Origin of the sequence: Methylobacterium sp. UNC378MF, from assembly GCF_900103195.1 — a bacterium.
Lineage (GTDB): Bacteria > Pseudomonadota > Alphaproteobacteria > Rhizobiales > Beijerinckiaceae > Methylobacterium.
The window spans coordinates 1-16,653 of the sequence record NZ_FMWU01000040.1; the positions used below are offsets into that span (position 1 = coordinate 1).

The window sequence follows — 16,653 nt, forward strand, 5'->3', positions numbered from 1 at the left end:
CCCGCCCGGCAAGGCGATCCACGCGATCCTCGACAACGTCGCCACCCACAAACATCCGAAGGTGCGCGCCTGGCTCGCCCGGCACCCGCGCTGGACGTTCCACTTCACTCCGACCTCGGCCTCGTGGCTCAACGCGGTCGAGGGCTTCTTCTCAGCGCTGACCCGTCGTCGGCTGCGGCGAGGCTCCTTCACCGGCGTCGTCGACCTGCAGGCAGCCATCAAACGCTACATCGCCGAGCACAACCGGAGCGCCAAACCCTTCGTCTGGACCAAACCCGCCACCGACATCCTCGCCGCCGTCAGCCGATCCCCTGAACCATCCGTCTGAGTCAGTGCACTAGAGAGCGGCGTCGTCCGAAGGCTTCAAGCAGACCCTGTATCGCGCCGCCCGCCACACCGGCGGCGCAAGAGGTCGCGAGCCCGCGACCGCCGGCACGCAGCCGATGGCTCCGCCGATCCGGGCCTGAGAATCAGCCGATCGCCCAGAAGAGCGGCAGGGCGCCCGCCAGGAACAGCGCGGAGGAGATGAGCACGGCGACGCGCTCGCGATGACGGAGAATGAGGGCGTGGGGCTGGGCGAACATGGGATGGGACGCTGGGAGAGCCGGATCGGAGGGGCGCGTTCACGCTGGCGCCCGAACCGTGACGGATCGGGGGCAGGCCGCGTCATCCACAGGCGGTCGCCGTCGGGTGTCGCGGCCGCGCCACAGGGGCCCGATCCGGCGCCCCACCGACTGTGTCGGTTTCTGAATTCCTGGGTCTCGTCGTTGGGCCGCCGGAGCGTCGCTGCGGACCTCAGGCGACCGCCGCGTCCGGGCTGCCGGGTGCCACGAAGCCTTCCGGCGCGCCGATCTGCTCGGCGAAGCGCTCGATCGGCTGCGGCTTGCTGATCAGGTAGCCCTGGGCCTCGTCGCAGGCTTCCGTCGCCAGGAAGCGCATCTGCGCATCCGTCTCGACGCCCTCCGCCACGACGCTCATCCCCAGGCTGCGGCCGAGCCCCAGGACCGCCCGCACGATGACCGCCGCCTGCGGGCTGACCTCGACATGGCCCACGAACGACCGGTCGATCTTGATCTTGTCGAAGGGGAACGCCTGCAATGTCGCGAGCGACGAATAGCCTGTCCCGAAATCGTCCATCGCGATGGAGACGCCGAAGGCCTTCAGCCGGCGCAGGATGTTGAGCGCCCGCGCCATGTCGTTGATGATCAGCGTCTCGGTGATCTCGAGTTCGAGCCGCGTCGGCGCCAAGCCCGTCTCGGTGAGGATGGCCAGGATGCGCTCGGGCAGGTCCGCCTGCTGGAACTGGCGCGGCGACAGATTGACCGCCACCTTCAGCGGGCGCGTCCAGCGCGCCGCCTCGCGGCAGGCAGCCCGCAAGACCCACTCGCCCAGCGGCAGGATCAGCCCGCTCTCCTCCGCCAGCGGGATGAAGGCATTGGGCGGCACCAGGCCGCGGGTCGGATGCTCCCAGCGCACCAGCGCCTCGAACCCCAGGAGCCGGCCGGTGCGGGTGCTCACCTGCGGCTGATAGTGCAGAATGAGTTCATCGCCCTCGATCGCCTGGCGCAGGTCACGCTCCAGGTCGCGCCGGGCCGCCTCGGCCTGGTCCATCGCGGGCTCGAACACCCGGTGGGTGTTCCGGCCCTCCGACTTTGCCCGGTAGAGAGCGAGATCGGCGTGGCGGAACAGCGTCTCGCTGTCGAAACCGTGGCTGGGCGCCTGCGCGATGCCGACGCTCAGGCCCACCTTCAGCCGATGTTTGCCGAAGGGAATCGGCGCCTGGATCGCGGCGATCAGGCGCGCCGCCAGCGTCTCCGCGTGGCTGGGATCGCCAGCATCGGCCACCAGTACGGCGAACTCGTCGCCGCCGAGGCGCGCCACCGTGTCCTCCGCCCGCAGCACCGCGCGGATGCGATGGGCCACCGCCCGGAGGAGAAAATCGCCGGCCGCGTGGCCGAGGCTGTCGTTGACGGCCTTGAAGCGGTCGAGGCCGAGGCACAGCACCGCGCAGGCACCGCCGTGGAGATGCAGGTCGGCGAGCCGGATCTCGAGCCGCTCGTGGAACAGAGCGCGGTTGGGCAGGTCGGTGAGGCCGTCGTGGCGCGCCATATGGGCGACCTGCCCCTCGGCCGCCTTGCGCGCGCTGATGTCGATCTGGGTGCCGATGAAGCGCAGCGCGCGTCCGTCCGCGGCGCGGGCCACGACCTTGCCGCGCGTCATCATCCAGGCCCAGGAGCCATCCTTGCGCCGCATGCGATGCTCGCACGCGAAGGTCGGCGCCCGCCCGCTCAGATGCTCGATCAGCGCCCGCTCCGCCGCGCCCGCATCCTCCGGGTGGAGCAGGGCCCGCCACGTATGGGCGTGGCTCGCCAGCTCGCCGGGCTCGTAGCCCAGCACTCCCCACCAGCGGTCGGAGGACCACGCCTCCCCGGTCGTGAGATCGCAATCCCAGAGGCCGTCGCTGCCGGCGTCCTGCGCCAGGGCGAGGCGGGTCTCGCTGACCTGCAGCGTCTCCTCGGCCCGCTTGCGCGCCGTGATGTCCGTGAAGGTCCGCACCGCGCCACCGTCGGGCAGCGGCACGGTGCGGATCTCCAGAACGGTGCCGTTCGGGCGCTCGCGCTCGTAGGTGTGGGCGCGGCACTCCAGGCCAGTGTCGGCCACCCAGCGCTTCAGCGCGTCGCTCGCCGTTGCGAATTCACCTTGCGCGATCTGATATTGCCGGACGGCCTCGAAAGCCGGGCGGGACCGCATCAAGGCCGGGGGCAGGTCGAGCAACGCGAGGGCGCGGGCGTTACAGACCTGAACGACGCCAGCGGCGTCGATCATCATGAGCCCTTGATCCATCGTGTCGAGGACGGTGTCCAGAAGCTTCGCCTTCCCGCGCAGCGCGACCGTCCCACTGTTCATGCTCGGGGATCCCAATCGTACGCCTGCGCAAACAGTCGACTAAACGGTGCAAGCTCCTACCGAGGGGGACGTTAACATCGGGAGCTTTCCGGTTCCTTTCCGAAGGACATGATTTCAATCGCTGCGTGCAATCGGGAATGGCGGGCAGGGACGTCTCCGAGGGATCGGCCTTCCGGCGCGCCGCCTCAGGCCGCGCGGATCAGCCTGCAGAGCCTTCCGATGCGCGGCGCCCGGGGAAGCGCGGCAGGGCCGTGAAGCGGATCGTGATCGACATCTCGGCCGGGGCCGACGCTTCAGCGAATGGCCCCGGGCGCGTAACACCGGCCCGCTCGCTCATCGTGTACGGGCCGCCCCGGGAGCCCTGGAGCGTGAAGCGGTTCTACAACCGCGACCCGTTCGACCGGCTGGTCAACAGCCTCGCCCCTGTCGCGTGAAGCTGGCGCCGAACCGGCGCTCACTCACCCTCGTCACGGCTGAGGGAGATGCAGGTCCGGACCATCTCCTCGAGCCGAAGATCCTTCGTGTCGCCGATATTGGCGGTCTCTTCCAGACAGCGCATGAAATACGCTGCGTCCAGCTTGGGCGAGAGCGTGTGGAACGCCCGGCCCATCCGGCTCGAGAAATCGATCTTGTCAGTCGTGCTCGCCCGGGGCCATAGCGAGGCCCTGTCGTCCACGGTCAGCCGTGCGGCCTCCGCCGGCAGGATCGCGCATGTCAAAGCCATTAAGACGATTATAAGCTTGGCCTGCATTGAAAATCTCCGGTCCTGCGGCGTAAACTTGCTTGAATGTGCGCCGCCGTGACGGTCGACGGACGCGCTGCTCTTCGGACAGGATAGAAAAGCCATGCGCGTAGCCCGTCTTTCCGGTCTGGTCGCGGCCGGTCTTCTTCTGGGCATGGCGGCAGCCCAGGCCCAGTCGCCGGACCCGGCGGCCGGCGACCCAAGGCGCAACCAGGCGGCGAAGCTCGCGGGGCTCGCCGGCTTCGTGAACCTTGAATGTCCGGCGCTTCGGAGCGATCCCGTGCGCCTCAAGCAGACCGTCGAGGCCCTGGGCGTCGATGCCGCCAGCCTCGAGACCGGTGACCTGCATCTGACCGCGACCCGCTACATCGCGGCCTACCAGAAGGACGTGGCGGCGAATTGCCGGAAGGCCGAGGCGACGTTCGGGCCGCAAGGCTCCATCATTCCCGGCCTGATCGTGCCACGGTAGCGCCGGCCCGCTTTCGGCGGTCCGCCTCACACCGGCCGCCCGTCCCGCGACAGGGCGATGTGCAGGAGGTCGGCGAGGCTGCCGGCGCCGAGCTTCTGCTTCATGCCCGAGACGACCGCCGACACGCTCCGCTGGCTCATCGACAGGCTGTCGGCGATCGCCGCGTTGGACTTGCCCGCGCCCATCAGCGACAGGACCTGAACCTCCCGCGCGGTCAGGCGCGTGAGGGGCGATTCCAGCAGGCCGGCATTCAGCATCGCGATCTTGGTCGCGACCTCGTGCGGCAGGTAGCTGTGCCCGGCTGCGACGGCCGCCAGCGCCTCGTGGAAGCGCGTCACCGCCGTGTCCTTCAGGACGAAGCCGTGCGCCCCGCCCTCGATGGCGCGGGCGACGATCACCGGGTCGTCATGCATGCTGAAGGCGAGGATCCGGGTTGCCGGCTCCAGGGCCCGCACCCGCCGGATCAGCGACAGGCCGGACAGGCCCTGGTCGCGGAAACCGAGATCGGTCACCACCAGCCCGGGCCGGTGGCGGTGGAACGCCCGGTAACCGGACACCACGTCCGCGGCCTCGTGCACCGTCCGGACGCCGGCATCCTCCGCGAGGTGGCGGAAGCCGCGCCGCACGACCGGGTGGTCGTCGACGATCAGCACCGCGTCGAGGACGCGCGGAGCATCCCGCCCCGCGGGGCGGTCGGCCGAGGCCCAGGCGGCGGTCACGGCGCTCCCTCGAGGACCGGGTGCGGCACGGCGAGGCGCGCCAGCGCCGCCGCATGGTCGGCCCCCTGCATCCGGGCATTGTAGTAGTGCTGGCACATCTCGCCGTAGAGGCTCTTGCGGCGGCCGCGTTCGGCCGCGATGCCGCCGAGACCGTCGAGGATCGCCCCATAGCCCACGCCGATGCCGGCCTCGGCCAGCATCTGGCCGAGCTGGACGGTGCGGTTGGCGATCATGCGTGGATCCTCGATGAAGCCGTCGCGGGCCCCTGCCAGAGCCGTCGCCATCGCGCGCACCCGGGGATCGTCGGCCGGCAGGGCCTTCCCGGCCTCGCGGCCCGCGAGCCAGCGGGCCGGGTCGGTCCCGTCGGTCGGCGCGAGCCAGGCCGGCAGGGTGCCCTCGGCGGTGGTGGCGACCACCGCGCCGGCCTCGTCCGCGCGCTCGTCCGACCCGCGGTCGCACGCAACGAGGGCGAGCAGGACCACCAGGCCGGACGCGATCCGGATGCGGCCGGCGCGGCTCATCGCGCGGGTTCCCCGACGGCCAAGACCGTGCGCGGGCCTTCCGCCACCTTGATGCGTGCCGTCTCACGCCACGCGGCGAGATCGATCACCGAGACGTCGTCCGAGAACCAGTTCGCCACGTAGGCAAGCGGACCGGCCACCGCGATGCCCTCGGGATAGGGCCCCACCGCCACGGTGGCGACGATCTCGAGCCGGGCCGTGTCGATGACCGTCACGGCGGCGGCGTGCTGGTTGGTGACCAGGATGCGGCTGCCGTCCCCGGTGACCGCGACGCCGTAGGGCATCCGGCCGGCCGGAACCGTGGCACGGGCCCGCAACGTCGCCGTGTCGATCACCGTGAGATCGCCGCTGCGCACGTTGGCGACGTAGAGGCTGGCCTCGTCCGGAGCGAGCGCCAGGGCGAAGGGCGCCTCGCCGGTCGGGACGACGGCGACGCGGGCCATCGTCCCGGTGTCGATCACGCTGACCTGACGGCTCTCGCGATCGGCGACGTAGAGCCGCCCGCGCCGGTCGAGGACGAGGTGGGCCGGGTCTCGGCCCACCGCCGCCGCGCCCTCGACGGCGCCGGTCGCCGCGGCGATCTTCAGGACGCGGTCGCCCGACCAGTCGCCGACGTACAGGTGCGCGCCGTCCGGGCTCGCCGCGAGGCCGAAGGCCTGCTCGGGGACGGGCAGGCGGCGGGGCGGCTCGCCGGGCGCGACGACGGTGACGGCGCGCCCGTCCGGGTGGGTCAGATAGAGGCGGCCGGCCCGGTCGGTGGCCGCCGCCACCGGCGCCGGCCCGAGCGGGATCCGCCCGGCCACGGTCCCGGCCTCGATCCGCGCCAGCTCGGCCCCCTGCTGGCTGACGACCCAGACCGGGTCGCCTGCCGCGGACGCGGCGGCGGTCCCGGCGGTGATCCCGGCCGCGGTCGCGACCGCGAGCGCCGCGATCAGCCGGAGGTGGCGCATGCGGGGCCTCAATGGGTTGTCCGGCCCTCGACGGCCGCCTTCAGGCCCTTGAGCCCGTCCGCGAAGTAGCGGTTCATCGCCGCCCGCCCGGCCTCGTCGCTGAGGTTCTCCGGCGGCTCGTTGCCGGTGTCGCCCCGGTAGAAGCGGCCGATCCACGACACCTTGGAGCCGGTCCCGTCCGGGGTCACGGTGAGCGTCGCCGAGTAGGAGGAGACCGGGAGCGCCTTCAGGTCCGGGTCGGACATCCGGTACGAGTAGGTCCGGCCGTCGGCCAGCCACTCGTCCAGGCCCTCGACCAGGGTGCCGCCGGCCTTGAGGGTCACCCGGCGGGTGGTGCCCTCGACATTGCCGCCGCTGGCCTCGGCCTTGGCCACGTCGGGGTGCCAGCGCCCGATGCCGCCGAAATCGCCCACCACCGTCCAGACCGCCTCCGGGGGCGCCGCGATGACGATCGACTGGTCGATCTTCTGCGGCGTCGGCCCGTGGGCCAGCGCCGCGCCGGCGAGGCCGACGACGGCGAGGCCCGCGGCGAGGGCCGGGACGAGGGCCGGGACGAGGGCGAGGGGCATCCGCATGGTCAGGTCCTGATCGGTCCGGTTGGAACAGGGTGGGCCGCGCGCCCGCGGAGCGCGCGGCGGAGGGCGGCGAGGGGGCTCGCCAGGAGGGCCAGGAGCGTCAGCCCCAGGGCCGCCGCCAGCAGGGCGGGCCGCGGGTCGAGGCGGCCGGGCAGCGGGCGCGGCATCGCCGCGGCGCGCAGAGGGGCGGCGAGGCCGCCCGGGCCGTCGAGATGGACGTAGCCGAGGCCGGTCTCGGCGGCGAGGCGCTTCAGGTAGGGCTCGCGGACCGCGGAGAGGTGCTCGGTGCCGTGGGCGGCCTGGGCGCCGAAGGGGGCGTTGCGCGGGTTGTAGCCCTCGCGCGATTCCGCGTCGGCCGGGGGCGGCCCGGAGCGGTTCTCCTGCTGGACGTCGCTCTCGCCGAGGAAGCCCGTCTCGCGCCCGCGATCGTCGAAGCGCGGGATCGGCGACAGGCCGTAGCCGCCCGCGCCGACGATCAGCCCGCGCACCGCGCCGGGCCTGCCGTCGAAGATCGGGCCGCCGGAGGCGGGCAGGGGCGGCGTCTCCTGGCCGTCGGTGAGGAACAGGAGGTCGGCGTCGATCTCGCCCGCCATGGCGATCGACCGGAACAGGCCGGCCGCGACGCGGCTGTCCCCCTCCCAGGCCATGCGCGGGTCGAGGGCCGCGATCGCGCCGTCCAGCGGCGCGAAGTCGGCGCAGACCTCGACCGGCGTGAACAGCAGGAACGGCCGCCGGTCGGTGAACAGGCCGAGCGCCACCCGCGAGCCGCAGGGGAGGTCGGGCAGCATCGCCCGCAGCGCCGCCTTGACGGTCTCGAGCCGGCTCACGGAGCCGGCGGCGGCGGGATAGTCGCGCACCGCCATGCTGCCGGTGATGTCGACCACCGCCAGCACCGACACGCCGGTGCGGGTGACCGGGATCGGCGGGGCGACGAGGGCCGCCAGCGCCAGCGCGAGGGCGGCCGCCAGGGCGCGGAACCGCCCGTCGCGCAGGTTGCGGGCGACGAGGGGAGGCAGGACGGAGGGCAGGACGGGGGGAAGGACGCGCCGCGCTCTCACGGGCCGCCCCGCGGCTGGCCGGGGATGTCGGTCCAGATCTTCTTCGGCTCGGCGCGGAGCTCGTCCCCGGTCTTGCGGTCGAAGTCCGGGTAGTCGCGCACCAGGCGCGAGGCGACGTCGAGGTTGTACTTGGCGTCCCAGAATTCGGGCCGGGCCTGGAGGGCGCGGCGGTAATCCTGCCGCGCCAGCGTCACCTGGGGCGCGGCCTTGTCGAGGTCGCCCCGGCCGATCAGCACGAAGGCCTGCCGCATCCGCGCGTTGCCGATGACGTACCGCGCCCGGGCCGCCTCCCGCACCGCGCCGGCGCGGTCGAGGGCGGCGAGGAGGGGCTCGGTCTCGCCGAGACGGTCCCGGGCGGCGAGGAAGCCGATCCGCGCCGCCAGGAGGGCCGGCCGCGCATCCGGGTCGACCGGCCGGTCGCGGCCCGCCTCAAGGGCGGCGATCCGGTCGTCGTCGCGGGCGGCGCTCCAGCCCGAGACGGCGAACCACAGGGCGGCGGCCGCGAGGACCAGCGGCAGGGCGACCAGCAGGGCCGGCCGGACCCGGCGCCACGCTGCGGTGACGCCGAGGCGGGGGAGGGCGGCGCGGCGGCGGGAAGCCGGGCCGTCGAGGAGGGCGCCGGAGCTCATGCCGCCCTCCGCAGTGCCGCGCCCGCGGCTTCCGTCGCCGTCTCCGCCGGCGCACCCGCGAGATCCGCCTCCACGAGCTTGGCGAGGACGAGCACGGCGAGGCCGAGCGCGGCCAGTGCGGCGGCGAGTGCGGTCAGGTCCCGGCGCGGGCGCTCCTCGACGTAGGGGATCGGATCCCGCTCCAGGGCCTCGATCTGCCGGATGGCGGCAGCGACCGCCTCGGCGCCCTCGGCCTCGAAGGCGCGGTAGGGCACGCCGAGGCTCTTGAAGAACAGGTCGAGGTGGCGCTCCGGCGCGGCCTGGGGCGTGTCCTCGCCGGCCGGCCGGTCGGCGATGCCGGGCGATCCCTGGGTGCGCAGGAACAGCCAGTACAGGTTCGGCCGGATCCGCGCGACGGCGGCGCGCAGCTGGTTCTGGATGCGCGGGTCGATCACCGCGGCGCCGTCGGAGACCAGCAGGAGCACCCGCGAGGCGCCGACATCGACCCCGAACTGCGACAGGGCCATGCCGAGGCCGCGGCCGATATTGGTGTAGTCGAGGCCGGGCCGGTCGATGGCGGCGATCGCCGCGCGCACGGCGTCGTGGCGGTCGGTCATCGGCATGACCAGCATCGGCGCGGTGGAGAAGGCCGTCACGGCGAACAGGTCGTGCGCCCGCGCGCCGACGAAATCGGCCAGGAGGCGCCGGGAGGCCGCGGCCTTCGACTCCTCGGCGCCGGAGGGCTGCCGGCCCGCGAAGGTCTCGTTCATGCTCCCCGAGCGGTCGATCAGCAGCGAGACCTGCGCGCCGATGCCGAGGCGCTCGATCCGCGCACCCGTCCGGTAGGGGCCCGCCAGGGCCACGATCAGGCCGGCGACGGCCAGGATGCCGGCGAGCGTCAGCGCCCGGCCGAGCCAGGCCGAGAGGGGATCGGCCGGGGCGGCAGCGACCGCCGGCACGGACGTCCGGCGCAGGGCCGAGCGGACCAGCGGCAGCAGCGCCAGCGGCAGCAGCCACAGGAACCAGGGATCGGTCGCGCCGAGGCGGGCGAGGAGATCGGTCACGGCCTCACGCGCTCCGCTCCGCCGCCGCGAGGCGCGCCAGGAGCGCCTCGGCCTCGGACAGCGGCCAAGCCGCGCGCGCGGCCGGCAGGCGCCCGCCGAAGAAGGCGAGGCGCGAGGCCTCGAAGAAGCGCGCGAGCCCCGCCGCCTGGCCCCGGAAGGCCCCGTGCCGCGCGAGGAAGGCGCCGAGATCGTCGGCCAGAACCCGCCTTCCGTCGGTCTCGTCGAGGCCCCGGTGCAGGGCCAGCAGCGCCGCCCGGTAGGCCTGATCGGGCTCGGCCCCCGTCTGCCGCCGCAGCGCGCGCAAAGCCGCCGCGAAGGGGCGGCCCGGCCGCTGCCGGAACGGCCCCCAGGCGCGGTCGTGCGCCAGCGCCAGCGCCGCGAGGCCGGCCAGAGCCCCGAGGCCCGCCGCCGCCGCGACGTCCGGCCCGGGATCGATCCGGCCGCCGCTTCCGTCCGGGCGCAGGTACTCGGCCGGATCCTCGCGCCGCTGCGGCTGCACCTCGCGCAGGGGCGAGACGCCGAGGCTCCAGACCGGCACCTGGACGGCGGCGGTGGTGAGGCCGGTCGCCGCCTCGCTCGCCAGTGTCAGGGGGAAGCCCGGCACCTCCAGGGTGCGGGCGTCGAGGGCGGCGTAGAAGCTCTGGTAGGTCAGGCGCAGGCGCACCCGACGGGCGCCGGCGACCGGGGCCTCGTCGACCGCGACGGCGCGCAGGTCGAGCCAGTAGGTCACCGGACCTGGCTGGGGCAGCGTCGCGCGCTGCAGCCGGAAGTCGGGATCGGCCAGGATCTCCACCTGCGCCTCGACCAAGTCGCCCAGGAAGATCCCGAAGGGCCGGGGGCTGCGCACCTCGACGGAGCGCACCTGCGCGGCGGCCGTGCCGGGCGTCAGGGCTAGGGGCGCGGCCAGGACGCCGGCGAGGAGGCCGGCGAGGAGGCCGGCCAGCGGGAGGGCGGGAACGCGCGCACCCATGATCAGGTGGTCATCAGGTGGCGGCTGAGCGCCTGGGCGTCGAAGCGCCCGGCGAGCCGGAAGACCCGGCGCGCGAAGGGCGCGGCGGCGCGCTCCAGGGCGGCGATCCGGTCCTGCTCCCGGGCGATCCAGGCCCGGCGCAGGCGCGGCCGCAGCAGGACCACGCGGCGGCCGCCGCCCTCGAGATCGTCGAGTTCGACGAGGCCGAAGGCCGGCAGCGCCTCCGCCTCGGCGGGGTCGGCGAGCAGGATCGGCACCGTGTCGTGCGGCGCCAGGGCGGCGAAGACCCGGGCGATCAGCGTCTCGGGCCAGCGGAAGTCGGAGGCGAGGAAGACCAGCTTCGGCCGCCCGGCGAGCCGCCGCGCGGCCTCGAGCATGCCGGCGCAGCCGCGCCCCGCGCGCGCCGCGCCCGCGACCCGCTCGGCGGCGGCGACGGCCGCGCCCCGGTGGCGGGTGGCGGGCAGGGTGAGGTCGTCGCGCAGGGTCTCGTCGCAGCCGATCAGGCCGAACCCGTCGCTGATCCGGGTCGCCGAGACGGCCAGCGCCCGGCAGAGGTCGCCCGTGAGCCGCCCCCGGTCGGCCGCCCCGCGGAAGCCCATCGAGGCCGAGAGATCGACCAGGACCCAGGTCTCGACCGCGGTCCGCGCCTCGAAGCGGCGGACATGCACGCCCTCGAACGGGTCGCGCAGCGTCGCGCGCAGGTCGATGCGGCGCGCGTCCGGCAGCTGCAGGAACGGCACCTGATCGCGGAACGGGCCGGCGCCGCCGGCGTCGCGCCCCCGGTGGAGGCCGGTCCGGCTGCCGCGCGGCCGCCAGCGCGGCAGGTAGACGATGTCGGCCGTGCGCGGGTCGCTCATGGCGCCGGCACCGTCTCGAACGCGGCCCGGCACAGGGCCGGCACGATCGCGCCGCGCTGCAATTCGTGGACGGGCTCGAGGAAGACGCGGTGGGCCATCACCTCGGTGAAGACCGCCCGCACATCCTCCGGCACCAGCCAGTCGCGGCCCTCCAGCCACGCCCGCACCCGGGCGGCGCGCACCAGGAAGGCGACGCCGCGCGGCGAGGCGCCCCCCTGCACCAGGGTGGCGGTGTCGAGGCCCGGGAGCCGGATCCCGGCCTCCGCGGGGCGGACCAGCGCGTCCCAGAGGGCCACCACGTAGGCCTCGATCGACGGCTCCGCGCGGACGGCGTGCTGGATCGCGGCCGCGATGCCGCCGATCCGGGCGTGGTCGAGCACCCCCCCCGCAACCGCGCCGACGAGAGCGTCCGTGTCGTGGAAGCGCGGGTCGAAGACCAGGCTCCGGCGCACCGCAGCGTCCCGGGGCGCCTCCAGCCCGATCTCCATCAGGAAGCGGTCGCGGGCCGCGGCCGGGAGCTCGAAGGTCTCCTCGCGCTCGACGCGGTTGCGGTCGGCGAAGACCTGCAGGTTCGGGAACGTGTAGGTGCGGCCGAAGGCCTGGACGCTGCGCTCGGCCATCAGCCGGAGCAGCAGCGCGTGGACCTGCGGCCGCGCCCGGTTGATCTCGTTGAAGAAGAACACCGAGAGATCTTCGGCCCGGGCCAGGACCGGGCCGGGATCGACCCGCGGCCGGCCGTCGGGGCCGAGATAGGTGTTGTAGATCAGGTCGGTCGGCATCATGTCGACCGTGCCCTCGACGCGCTCGTAGGCGCCGCCCAGCGCCCGGGCCACCGCCCGCAGCAGGGTGGTCTTGCCGACGCCGACATCGCCCTCGAGCATCACGTGGCCGCGGGCGAAGACCGCGATCGTCACGAGGCGGATCGCCCGCTCCTGCCCGACCACCGCCTTGGCGACCTCCGCCTCGAAGCGGGCCGCCGCCGCCCGCCAGTCGGTGAGCATCGTGTCTCCGGGACGGAGGGTGTTCATGAGGCGGTGCCTGCGGTGTCGATGCGGCGTGCGCTGCCGAGCGTCGCTGCGGGCCGGCGCCGCGGCGCGGGCCGGCCCCAGGACGGCCGGATCGGTCGGCCGAGTTCAGTCGGCCGTGATCAATTCGAAGAAATCTTGGCGACGTCGTACTCGAATTTGCCCGTCTTCTTGGCGTTCTCGATCCGCTTCCTGTTGCGCTCCTCCATCTGCTTGATGGATTCGGCCTGCTTGCTGACCTCCTTCGGGTCGTGCTTGGGATCGTACTTGGTCCCGGCGACCTTCTCGGGGAAGCCGGGCTTCGGCTGCCAGCAATTGCCCGGCGCCTTGCAGGTCTGCCCGTCATAGGCCAGCGCCGGCACCGCGAAGGCCGCCCCCGCGATCAGCATCGCCGTCGTGATCACTGTGCGCATCGTTGATTCCTCCGTCTCTTCCTTGGCCGGCCGGTCGGGCCGCCGGTTCGCCCCGTCTCCAGCGGGGCGCGACTTGCCGAGAACGCCTAGTCCAGGGGCTTGCACTGGCCGGTCGCGTCCTTGGCAAAGGTCTCGCCCTCCTTGAAGGGCTTGTAAGTCTTCTTCTGCTCGTCGGTGAGCCACTCGGCATCCTTCACCGGACCCGTGTAGAGATGACGGATCCAGGCGATGACCTGCAGCATCTCGTCGGGATTGAGATCCTCGTTGTGCGGTCCCATCATGCCGTTGGCGCCGCCCCAGAGGGTCGAGAACAGGCCGACATCGGTCGTGTTCGCCGGGTAGGTCCAGTAATCATCGTTGAGGCCAGGCCCAACCTTGCCCTCGCCGAGATGGCCGTGGCAGCCGGAGCACGAGGTCAGGAACAGGCTCTCGCCGTTGCGCAGGCAGGACTTGTCGTCGATGTAGAGATTCTTGCCGGTCTGGAAGAAGGTCTTGACCGCCTGCGTGTCCCGCCCGCCCGGCTTGCCCTCGGCCGTGTCCATCGCCTCGCCGGTGATGGTGTTGCGGAAGACGATGCCGGTCTGCGGGCCGGACTGGGGCTGCGCGCGGGCCGCGACGGGCATCGCCACGGCAAGGGTGAGAAGGGCGACGCGGGCCGAACGTACGATGAGCATCTGTTGAGCGGATCCTGATGTCGTGATCGACGTCTGGGTCGATGTCTGGGTCGGCGGCCCGGTTACGCCGGGCCGGGCTGGGCGGAGGCGGGGCGGGCGGACCTCAGTTGGAGGCGACGACCGGCACCCCGTCCTGCTTGAGGATCGCCGCGATCGCCGGCCGCGCCTTCTCGATCCCGGCGTCCAGGGCCTTGCGCAGGGCCTCGTCGTCCTTGCGCACGCCCATCGACTGGTCGAAGACCTGCGGGACCTTGCGGCCGTCGCTGCCGGCCGTGTCGGCCGGCACCAGCGTCATGCGCAGGGGCGTCGGGGACTCCTTGACGTAGCGGGCGACGTCCGGGCCGAAGGCGACGCCGACATCGGCCTTGTCGTTGGCGACCTCGCTGACGATGCGGGCCGGGTCGATCTGGGTGTACTGGTTGCGCGGCGAGCGGAAGTTCACCAGCGAGTAGAGGTAGGCCATGTCCTCCTCGTAGCGGCCGATATCCTTGAGCATCGCCTCGCCGGGGGAGCCGAACGGCACCACCATGTGGTCGAGGGTCTTGAGCCGCGGGTCGGACCAGGACTTCACGTCGAGATCCTTGTCGGCACGCGTGATGAAGACGTAGCCGCTGCGGTAATAGGGCTTGGTGGTCAGCACCCGCGGGTCGTCGCTGTCGAGGCCGACGACCACGTCGCAGGTCCGCTTCTCCAGGCCGTCGCGGACGAGGTAGATCGCGGGCTTCGGGAGCCAGACGAAGACGGGCTTCTTCCCCATCGCCTCGGCGACGGCAGCGGCGACGCGGTTCTCGAGCCCGGAGCCGTCCCTCATCGAGAGCGGCGGCTGCTTCTCGGAGGCGCAGATGCGCAGGGTCGCGGGGTCGGCCGGCGGGGCGGCCGGCGTCTTGCCGGGATCCGACTGGATGGCCTGGGCCTCGGATTCCTGGGCCGCCACCGGCCCGGCGGCCAGGGTGGCGAGCGTCAGGACGGCGGCGAGACGGGCCGCCAGGATGCGGGCGCGCGGGCGCGGCATGGACGTTGATCCCTGTTGTCGAAGCGTTTCTTGATGGCGTGTCCGGAGGGACAGGCGGGGCGCCGGAGGGCCCCGCCTGTCGGAATCCGATCCCGAAACCCCGCCGGCCGAGGGCCGACGGGATGCAGGCGGCCGTCACTTGGCGGCCGTCACTTGGCCGCCCTTACTTGGCCGCCCTTACTTGGCGGCGTGCTGCGCGTACTCGCCGACGTTCGGGTCGTCGTACGGGCCCTTGCCGTCCAGCGAGAACACCATCACGCCACCACCCATCTGGGTGTAGTTGGCGAGCTTCTTGAAGGCGCCCACCGCGCCGAGGCCGGCGGTCGGGTCGGCGAGGTCGAACACCAGGCCCACGCCCGGCCAGCCGCCGACGCCGTAGTAGATGGCGACGTACTGCGTGCCCTTGTGGGTGTAGGTGATCGGGTAGCCGATGGCGCCCGACGGCAGCTTGAACTTCCAGAGGAGGTCGCCGTTGTCGGAGTCGCGCGCCTTGATGAAGCCGTCCAGCGTCCCGTAGAGGACGAGGTCGCCGGCGGTGGCGGTGGTGCCGCCCCAGACCGCGAAGCGCTCCATCTTCTCCCAGTTGAACTTGCCGGTGATGGCGTTGTAGCTCTTGATCTGGCCGAGGCCCTCGTAGTTCTGCCGGTCACCCTTCGGGCCCGGATACATGTTCAGCGTCGCACCGACGAAGAACTGCCCCGCCCGGTAGGGCAGCATGAAGGGCTCCCAATCCATGCAGATGTGGTTGATGCCCATGTAGAAGGCTTGCCGCTTCGGGTCGTAGGAATCGTGACCCTGGTTGTGGTAGCCCATCGCCGAGGGACAGATATCCTTGGCGAGGTGGTCCATCCGGGTGCCGTATTCCGGATCGCGCACCGGCGTGCCGGTCTTCAGGTCCACCGACTTGAACACGTTGACGGTGTCGTCGATCTTGTTGGCCGAGACCAGCGTGCCGTCCGTCCGGTCGAGGGTGTAGACGATGCCGTTGCGGTCCGGGTGGGTGAGGAGCTTCCTCATCTTCCCGTCCTTGTCCTTCTGGTCGGACAGCATCATCACGTTGACGCCGGCGTAGTCCCACTCGTCGTGCGGGGTCTTCTGGTAGCCGAACTTCGCCTCGCCGGTGTCGGCGTCGCGGCCGAAGATCGTCATCGTCCACTTGTTGTCGCCGGGACGCATGGTCTCGTTCCACGGCGCCGGGTTGCCGGTGCCGAAGTAGATCAGGTTGGTGCCCGGATCGTAGGCGTACCAGCCCCAGTTGGTGCCGCCGCCGATCTTCCAGGCGTCGCCCTCCCAGGTCGAGGTGCCGAGGCCCTTCTGGCCGTAATGGGCGTTGTGGATGTTGAAGTCCTTGGCGAGCAGCAGGTCCTCGTCCGGGCCGGTGGCGTAGGCGCGCCAGACCTGCGCGCCGGTCTTGACGTCGTAGGCGGTCAGGTAGCCGCGCACGCCGAGCTCGGCGCCCGAGGAGCCGATGATCACCTTGTCCTTCACCACGTAGGGGGCGATCGTGAGGGTCGAGCCGACCTTGATGTCGGAGTTCTCGACCTTCCACACCGTCTCGCCGGTCTGGGCGTTGAGGGCGGCGACGTTGCCGTCGAGCTGGGTCTTGAGGATCAGCGCCGGTGTCTTGCCGTCGCCGGGCCAGTAGGCGAGGCCGCGGTTGACGAGATCGCAGCAGGCCACCGAGCGCGCGGCCGGGTTCTGCTTGGGCTTGTCCTGCCAGAGGATCTTGCCCGGATCGTCGAGGCCGAGGGCGAAGGTGTTGTTGGGGAACGAGGTGTGGATGTACATCACGCCGTCGACGACGAGCGGCGCGCCCTCGTGGCCGTTGAGCAGGCCGGTCGAGAACGTCCAGGCCGGCTTGAGCTGCTTGACGTTGCTCTTGTTGATCTGAGTCAGGTCGCTGTAATTGTTCGAGTCGTAGTTCTTACCGGGCATCACCCAGTTCTCGTCGCTCTTCGATTTCTCGATGAGCTTGTCGTTGGCCTGCGCCACGCCCGCCATGGCGACCGGCGCGAGCGCCATGATCGCCAATGCCGAGACGGAATTCCGGAGCCTGATCATCCTGCGTCTCCTCGCCGGACTGCCACGC

Annotated in this window: 18 protein-coding genes and 1 pseudogene; 3 read left to right on the forward strand and 16 right to left on the reverse strand. The window is 72.4% G+C overall.

All coding sequences use genetic code 11. The features are described 5' to 3' along the window. Positions 1 to 328: transposase (locus tag BLT59_RS27730; protein WP_175544025.1), on the forward strand; the 328-nt coding region annotated here is incomplete at its 5' end. Between the two features lie 467 nt (positions 329 to 795). On the opposite strand, the gene BLT59_RS27735 is transcribed toward BLT59_RS27730, so the two are convergent. Beyond that, positions 796 to 2,907 (reverse strand): putative bifunctional diguanylate cyclase/phosphodiesterase, encoded by a 2,112-nt coding sequence (locus BLT59_RS27735; protein ID WP_091788690.1) that lies wholly within the window; start codon positions 2,905 to 2,907, stop codon positions 796 to 798. Between the two features lie 335 nt (positions 2,908 to 3,242). Between BLT59_RS27735 and BLT59_RS31640 the strand changes: the two are divergent. Continuing rightward, positions 3,243 to 3,341, forward strand: a pseudogene (locus BLT59_RS31640) (glyoxalase); the annotation flags it as partial. Between the two features lie 20 nt (positions 3,342 to 3,361). Here BLT59_RS31640 and BLT59_RS27745 read toward each other — a convergent pair. Continuing rightward, positions 3,362 to 3,658, reverse strand: coding sequence for a hypothetical protein (locus BLT59_RS27745; protein WP_244514181.1), 297 nt, complete (start codon positions 3,656 to 3,658; stop codon positions 3,362 to 3,364). Between the two features lie 94 nt (positions 3,659 to 3,752). On the opposite strand from BLT59_RS27745, the gene BLT59_RS27750 reads away from it, so the two are divergent. Then, positions 3,753 to 4,118: a hypothetical protein gene (locus BLT59_RS27750; protein ID WP_091788694.1), complete on the forward strand. Its 366-nt coding sequence runs from the start codon at positions 3,753 to 3,755 to the stop codon at positions 4,116 to 4,118. A 26-nt stretch (positions 4,119 to 4,144) separates the two neighbouring features. Here BLT59_RS27750 and BLT59_RS27755 read toward each other — a convergent pair whose 3' ends face one another. From BLT59_RS27755 to BLT59_RS27820, 14 genes are all read right to left on the reverse strand, one after another. Beyond that, positions 4,145 to 4,837 carry a response regulator transcription factor gene (locus BLT59_RS27755; protein ID WP_091788697.1) on the reverse strand — a complete coding sequence of 231 codons (693 nt, stop codon included), beginning with the start codon at positions 4,835 to 4,837 and terminating at the stop codon, positions 4,145 to 4,147. Further along, positions 4,834 to 5,358: an MxaH protein gene (locus tag BLT59_RS27760; RefSeq protein WP_091788700.1), complete on the reverse strand. Its 525-nt coding sequence runs from the start codon at positions 5,356 to 5,358 to the stop codon at positions 4,834 to 4,836. The genes BLT59_RS27755 and BLT59_RS27760 overlap by 4 nt, the downstream gene beginning before the upstream one ends. Beyond that, positions 5,355 to 6,308, reverse strand: coding sequence for a YncE family protein (locus BLT59_RS27765; RefSeq protein WP_091788704.1), 954 nt, complete (start codon positions 6,306 to 6,308; stop codon positions 5,355 to 5,357). The genes BLT59_RS27760 and BLT59_RS27765 overlap by 4 nt, the downstream gene beginning before the upstream one ends. 8 nt (positions 6,309 to 6,316) lie before the next feature. Then, complete coding sequence (locus BLT59_RS27770; protein ID WP_091788707.1) at positions 6,317 to 6,883, reverse strand: SRPBCC family protein; 567 nt, start codon at positions 6,881 to 6,883, stop codon at positions 6,317 to 6,319. A 2-nt stretch (positions 6,884 to 6,885) separates the two neighbouring features. Beyond that, entirely contained in the window at positions 6,886 to 7,941 is a 1,056-nt protein-coding gene (locus BLT59_RS27775) for a vWA domain-containing protein (protein WP_091788710.1), read from the reverse strand. Further along, complete coding sequence (locus BLT59_RS27780) at positions 7,938 to 8,570, reverse strand: MxaK protein (RefSeq protein ID WP_091788713.1); 633 nt, start codon at positions 8,568 to 8,570, stop codon at positions 7,938 to 7,940. Before BLT59_RS27780 ends, BLT59_RS27775 begins: the two co-directional genes overlap by 4 nt. Beyond that, positions 8,567 to 9,613, reverse strand: coding sequence for a vWA domain-containing protein (locus tag BLT59_RS27785; protein WP_091788716.1), 1,047 nt, complete (start codon positions 9,611 to 9,613; stop codon positions 8,567 to 8,569). The genes BLT59_RS27780 and BLT59_RS27785 overlap by 4 nt, the downstream gene beginning before the upstream one ends. Before the next feature lie 4 nt (positions 9,614 to 9,617). Further along, positions 9,618 to 10,583: a nonribosomal peptide synthetase MxaA gene (locus tag BLT59_RS27790; protein WP_175544161.1), complete on the reverse strand. Its 966-nt coding sequence runs from the start codon at positions 10,581 to 10,583 to the stop codon at positions 9,618 to 9,620. A gap of 2 nt (positions 10,584 to 10,585) precedes the next feature. After that, a complete protein-coding gene (locus BLT59_RS27795; RefSeq protein ID WP_091788801.1) occupies positions 10,586 to 11,440 on the reverse strand; it encodes a DUF58 domain-containing protein in 855 nt (284 codons plus the stop codon). Next, complete coding sequence (locus BLT59_RS27800) at positions 11,437 to 12,468, reverse strand: AAA family ATPase (protein WP_091788719.1); 1,032 nt, start codon at positions 12,466 to 12,468, stop codon at positions 11,437 to 11,439. Before BLT59_RS27800 ends, BLT59_RS27795 begins: the two co-directional genes overlap by 4 nt. Before the next feature lie 119 nt (positions 12,469 to 12,587). Beyond that, positions 12,588 to 12,878 (reverse strand): methanol dehydrogenase [cytochrome c] subunit, encoded by a 291-nt coding sequence (locus tag BLT59_RS27805; protein ID WP_091788722.1) that lies wholly within the window; start codon positions 12,876 to 12,878, stop codon positions 12,588 to 12,590. 86 nt (positions 12,879 to 12,964) lie between these two features. After that, a complete protein-coding gene (gene moxG, locus BLT59_RS27810; RefSeq protein ID WP_091788724.1) occupies positions 12,965 to 13,552 on the reverse strand; it encodes a cytochrome c(L), periplasmic in 588 nt (195 codons plus the stop codon). Positions 13,553 to 13,655: 103 nt separating this feature from the next. Beyond that, on the reverse strand, positions 13,656 to 14,564 hold the full coding sequence (gene moxJ, locus BLT59_RS27815; protein WP_091788727.1) for a methanol oxidation system protein MoxJ: 909 nt from the start codon (positions 14,562 to 14,564) through the stop codon (positions 13,656 to 13,658). 177 nt (positions 14,565 to 14,741) lie between these two features. Then, a complete protein-coding gene (locus BLT59_RS27820) occupies positions 14,742 to 16,625 on the reverse strand; it encodes a methanol/ethanol family PQQ-dependent dehydrogenase (protein WP_076730124.1) in 1,884 nt (627 codons plus the stop codon). Between the last annotated feature and the right edge of the window lie 28 nt (positions 16,626 to 16,653).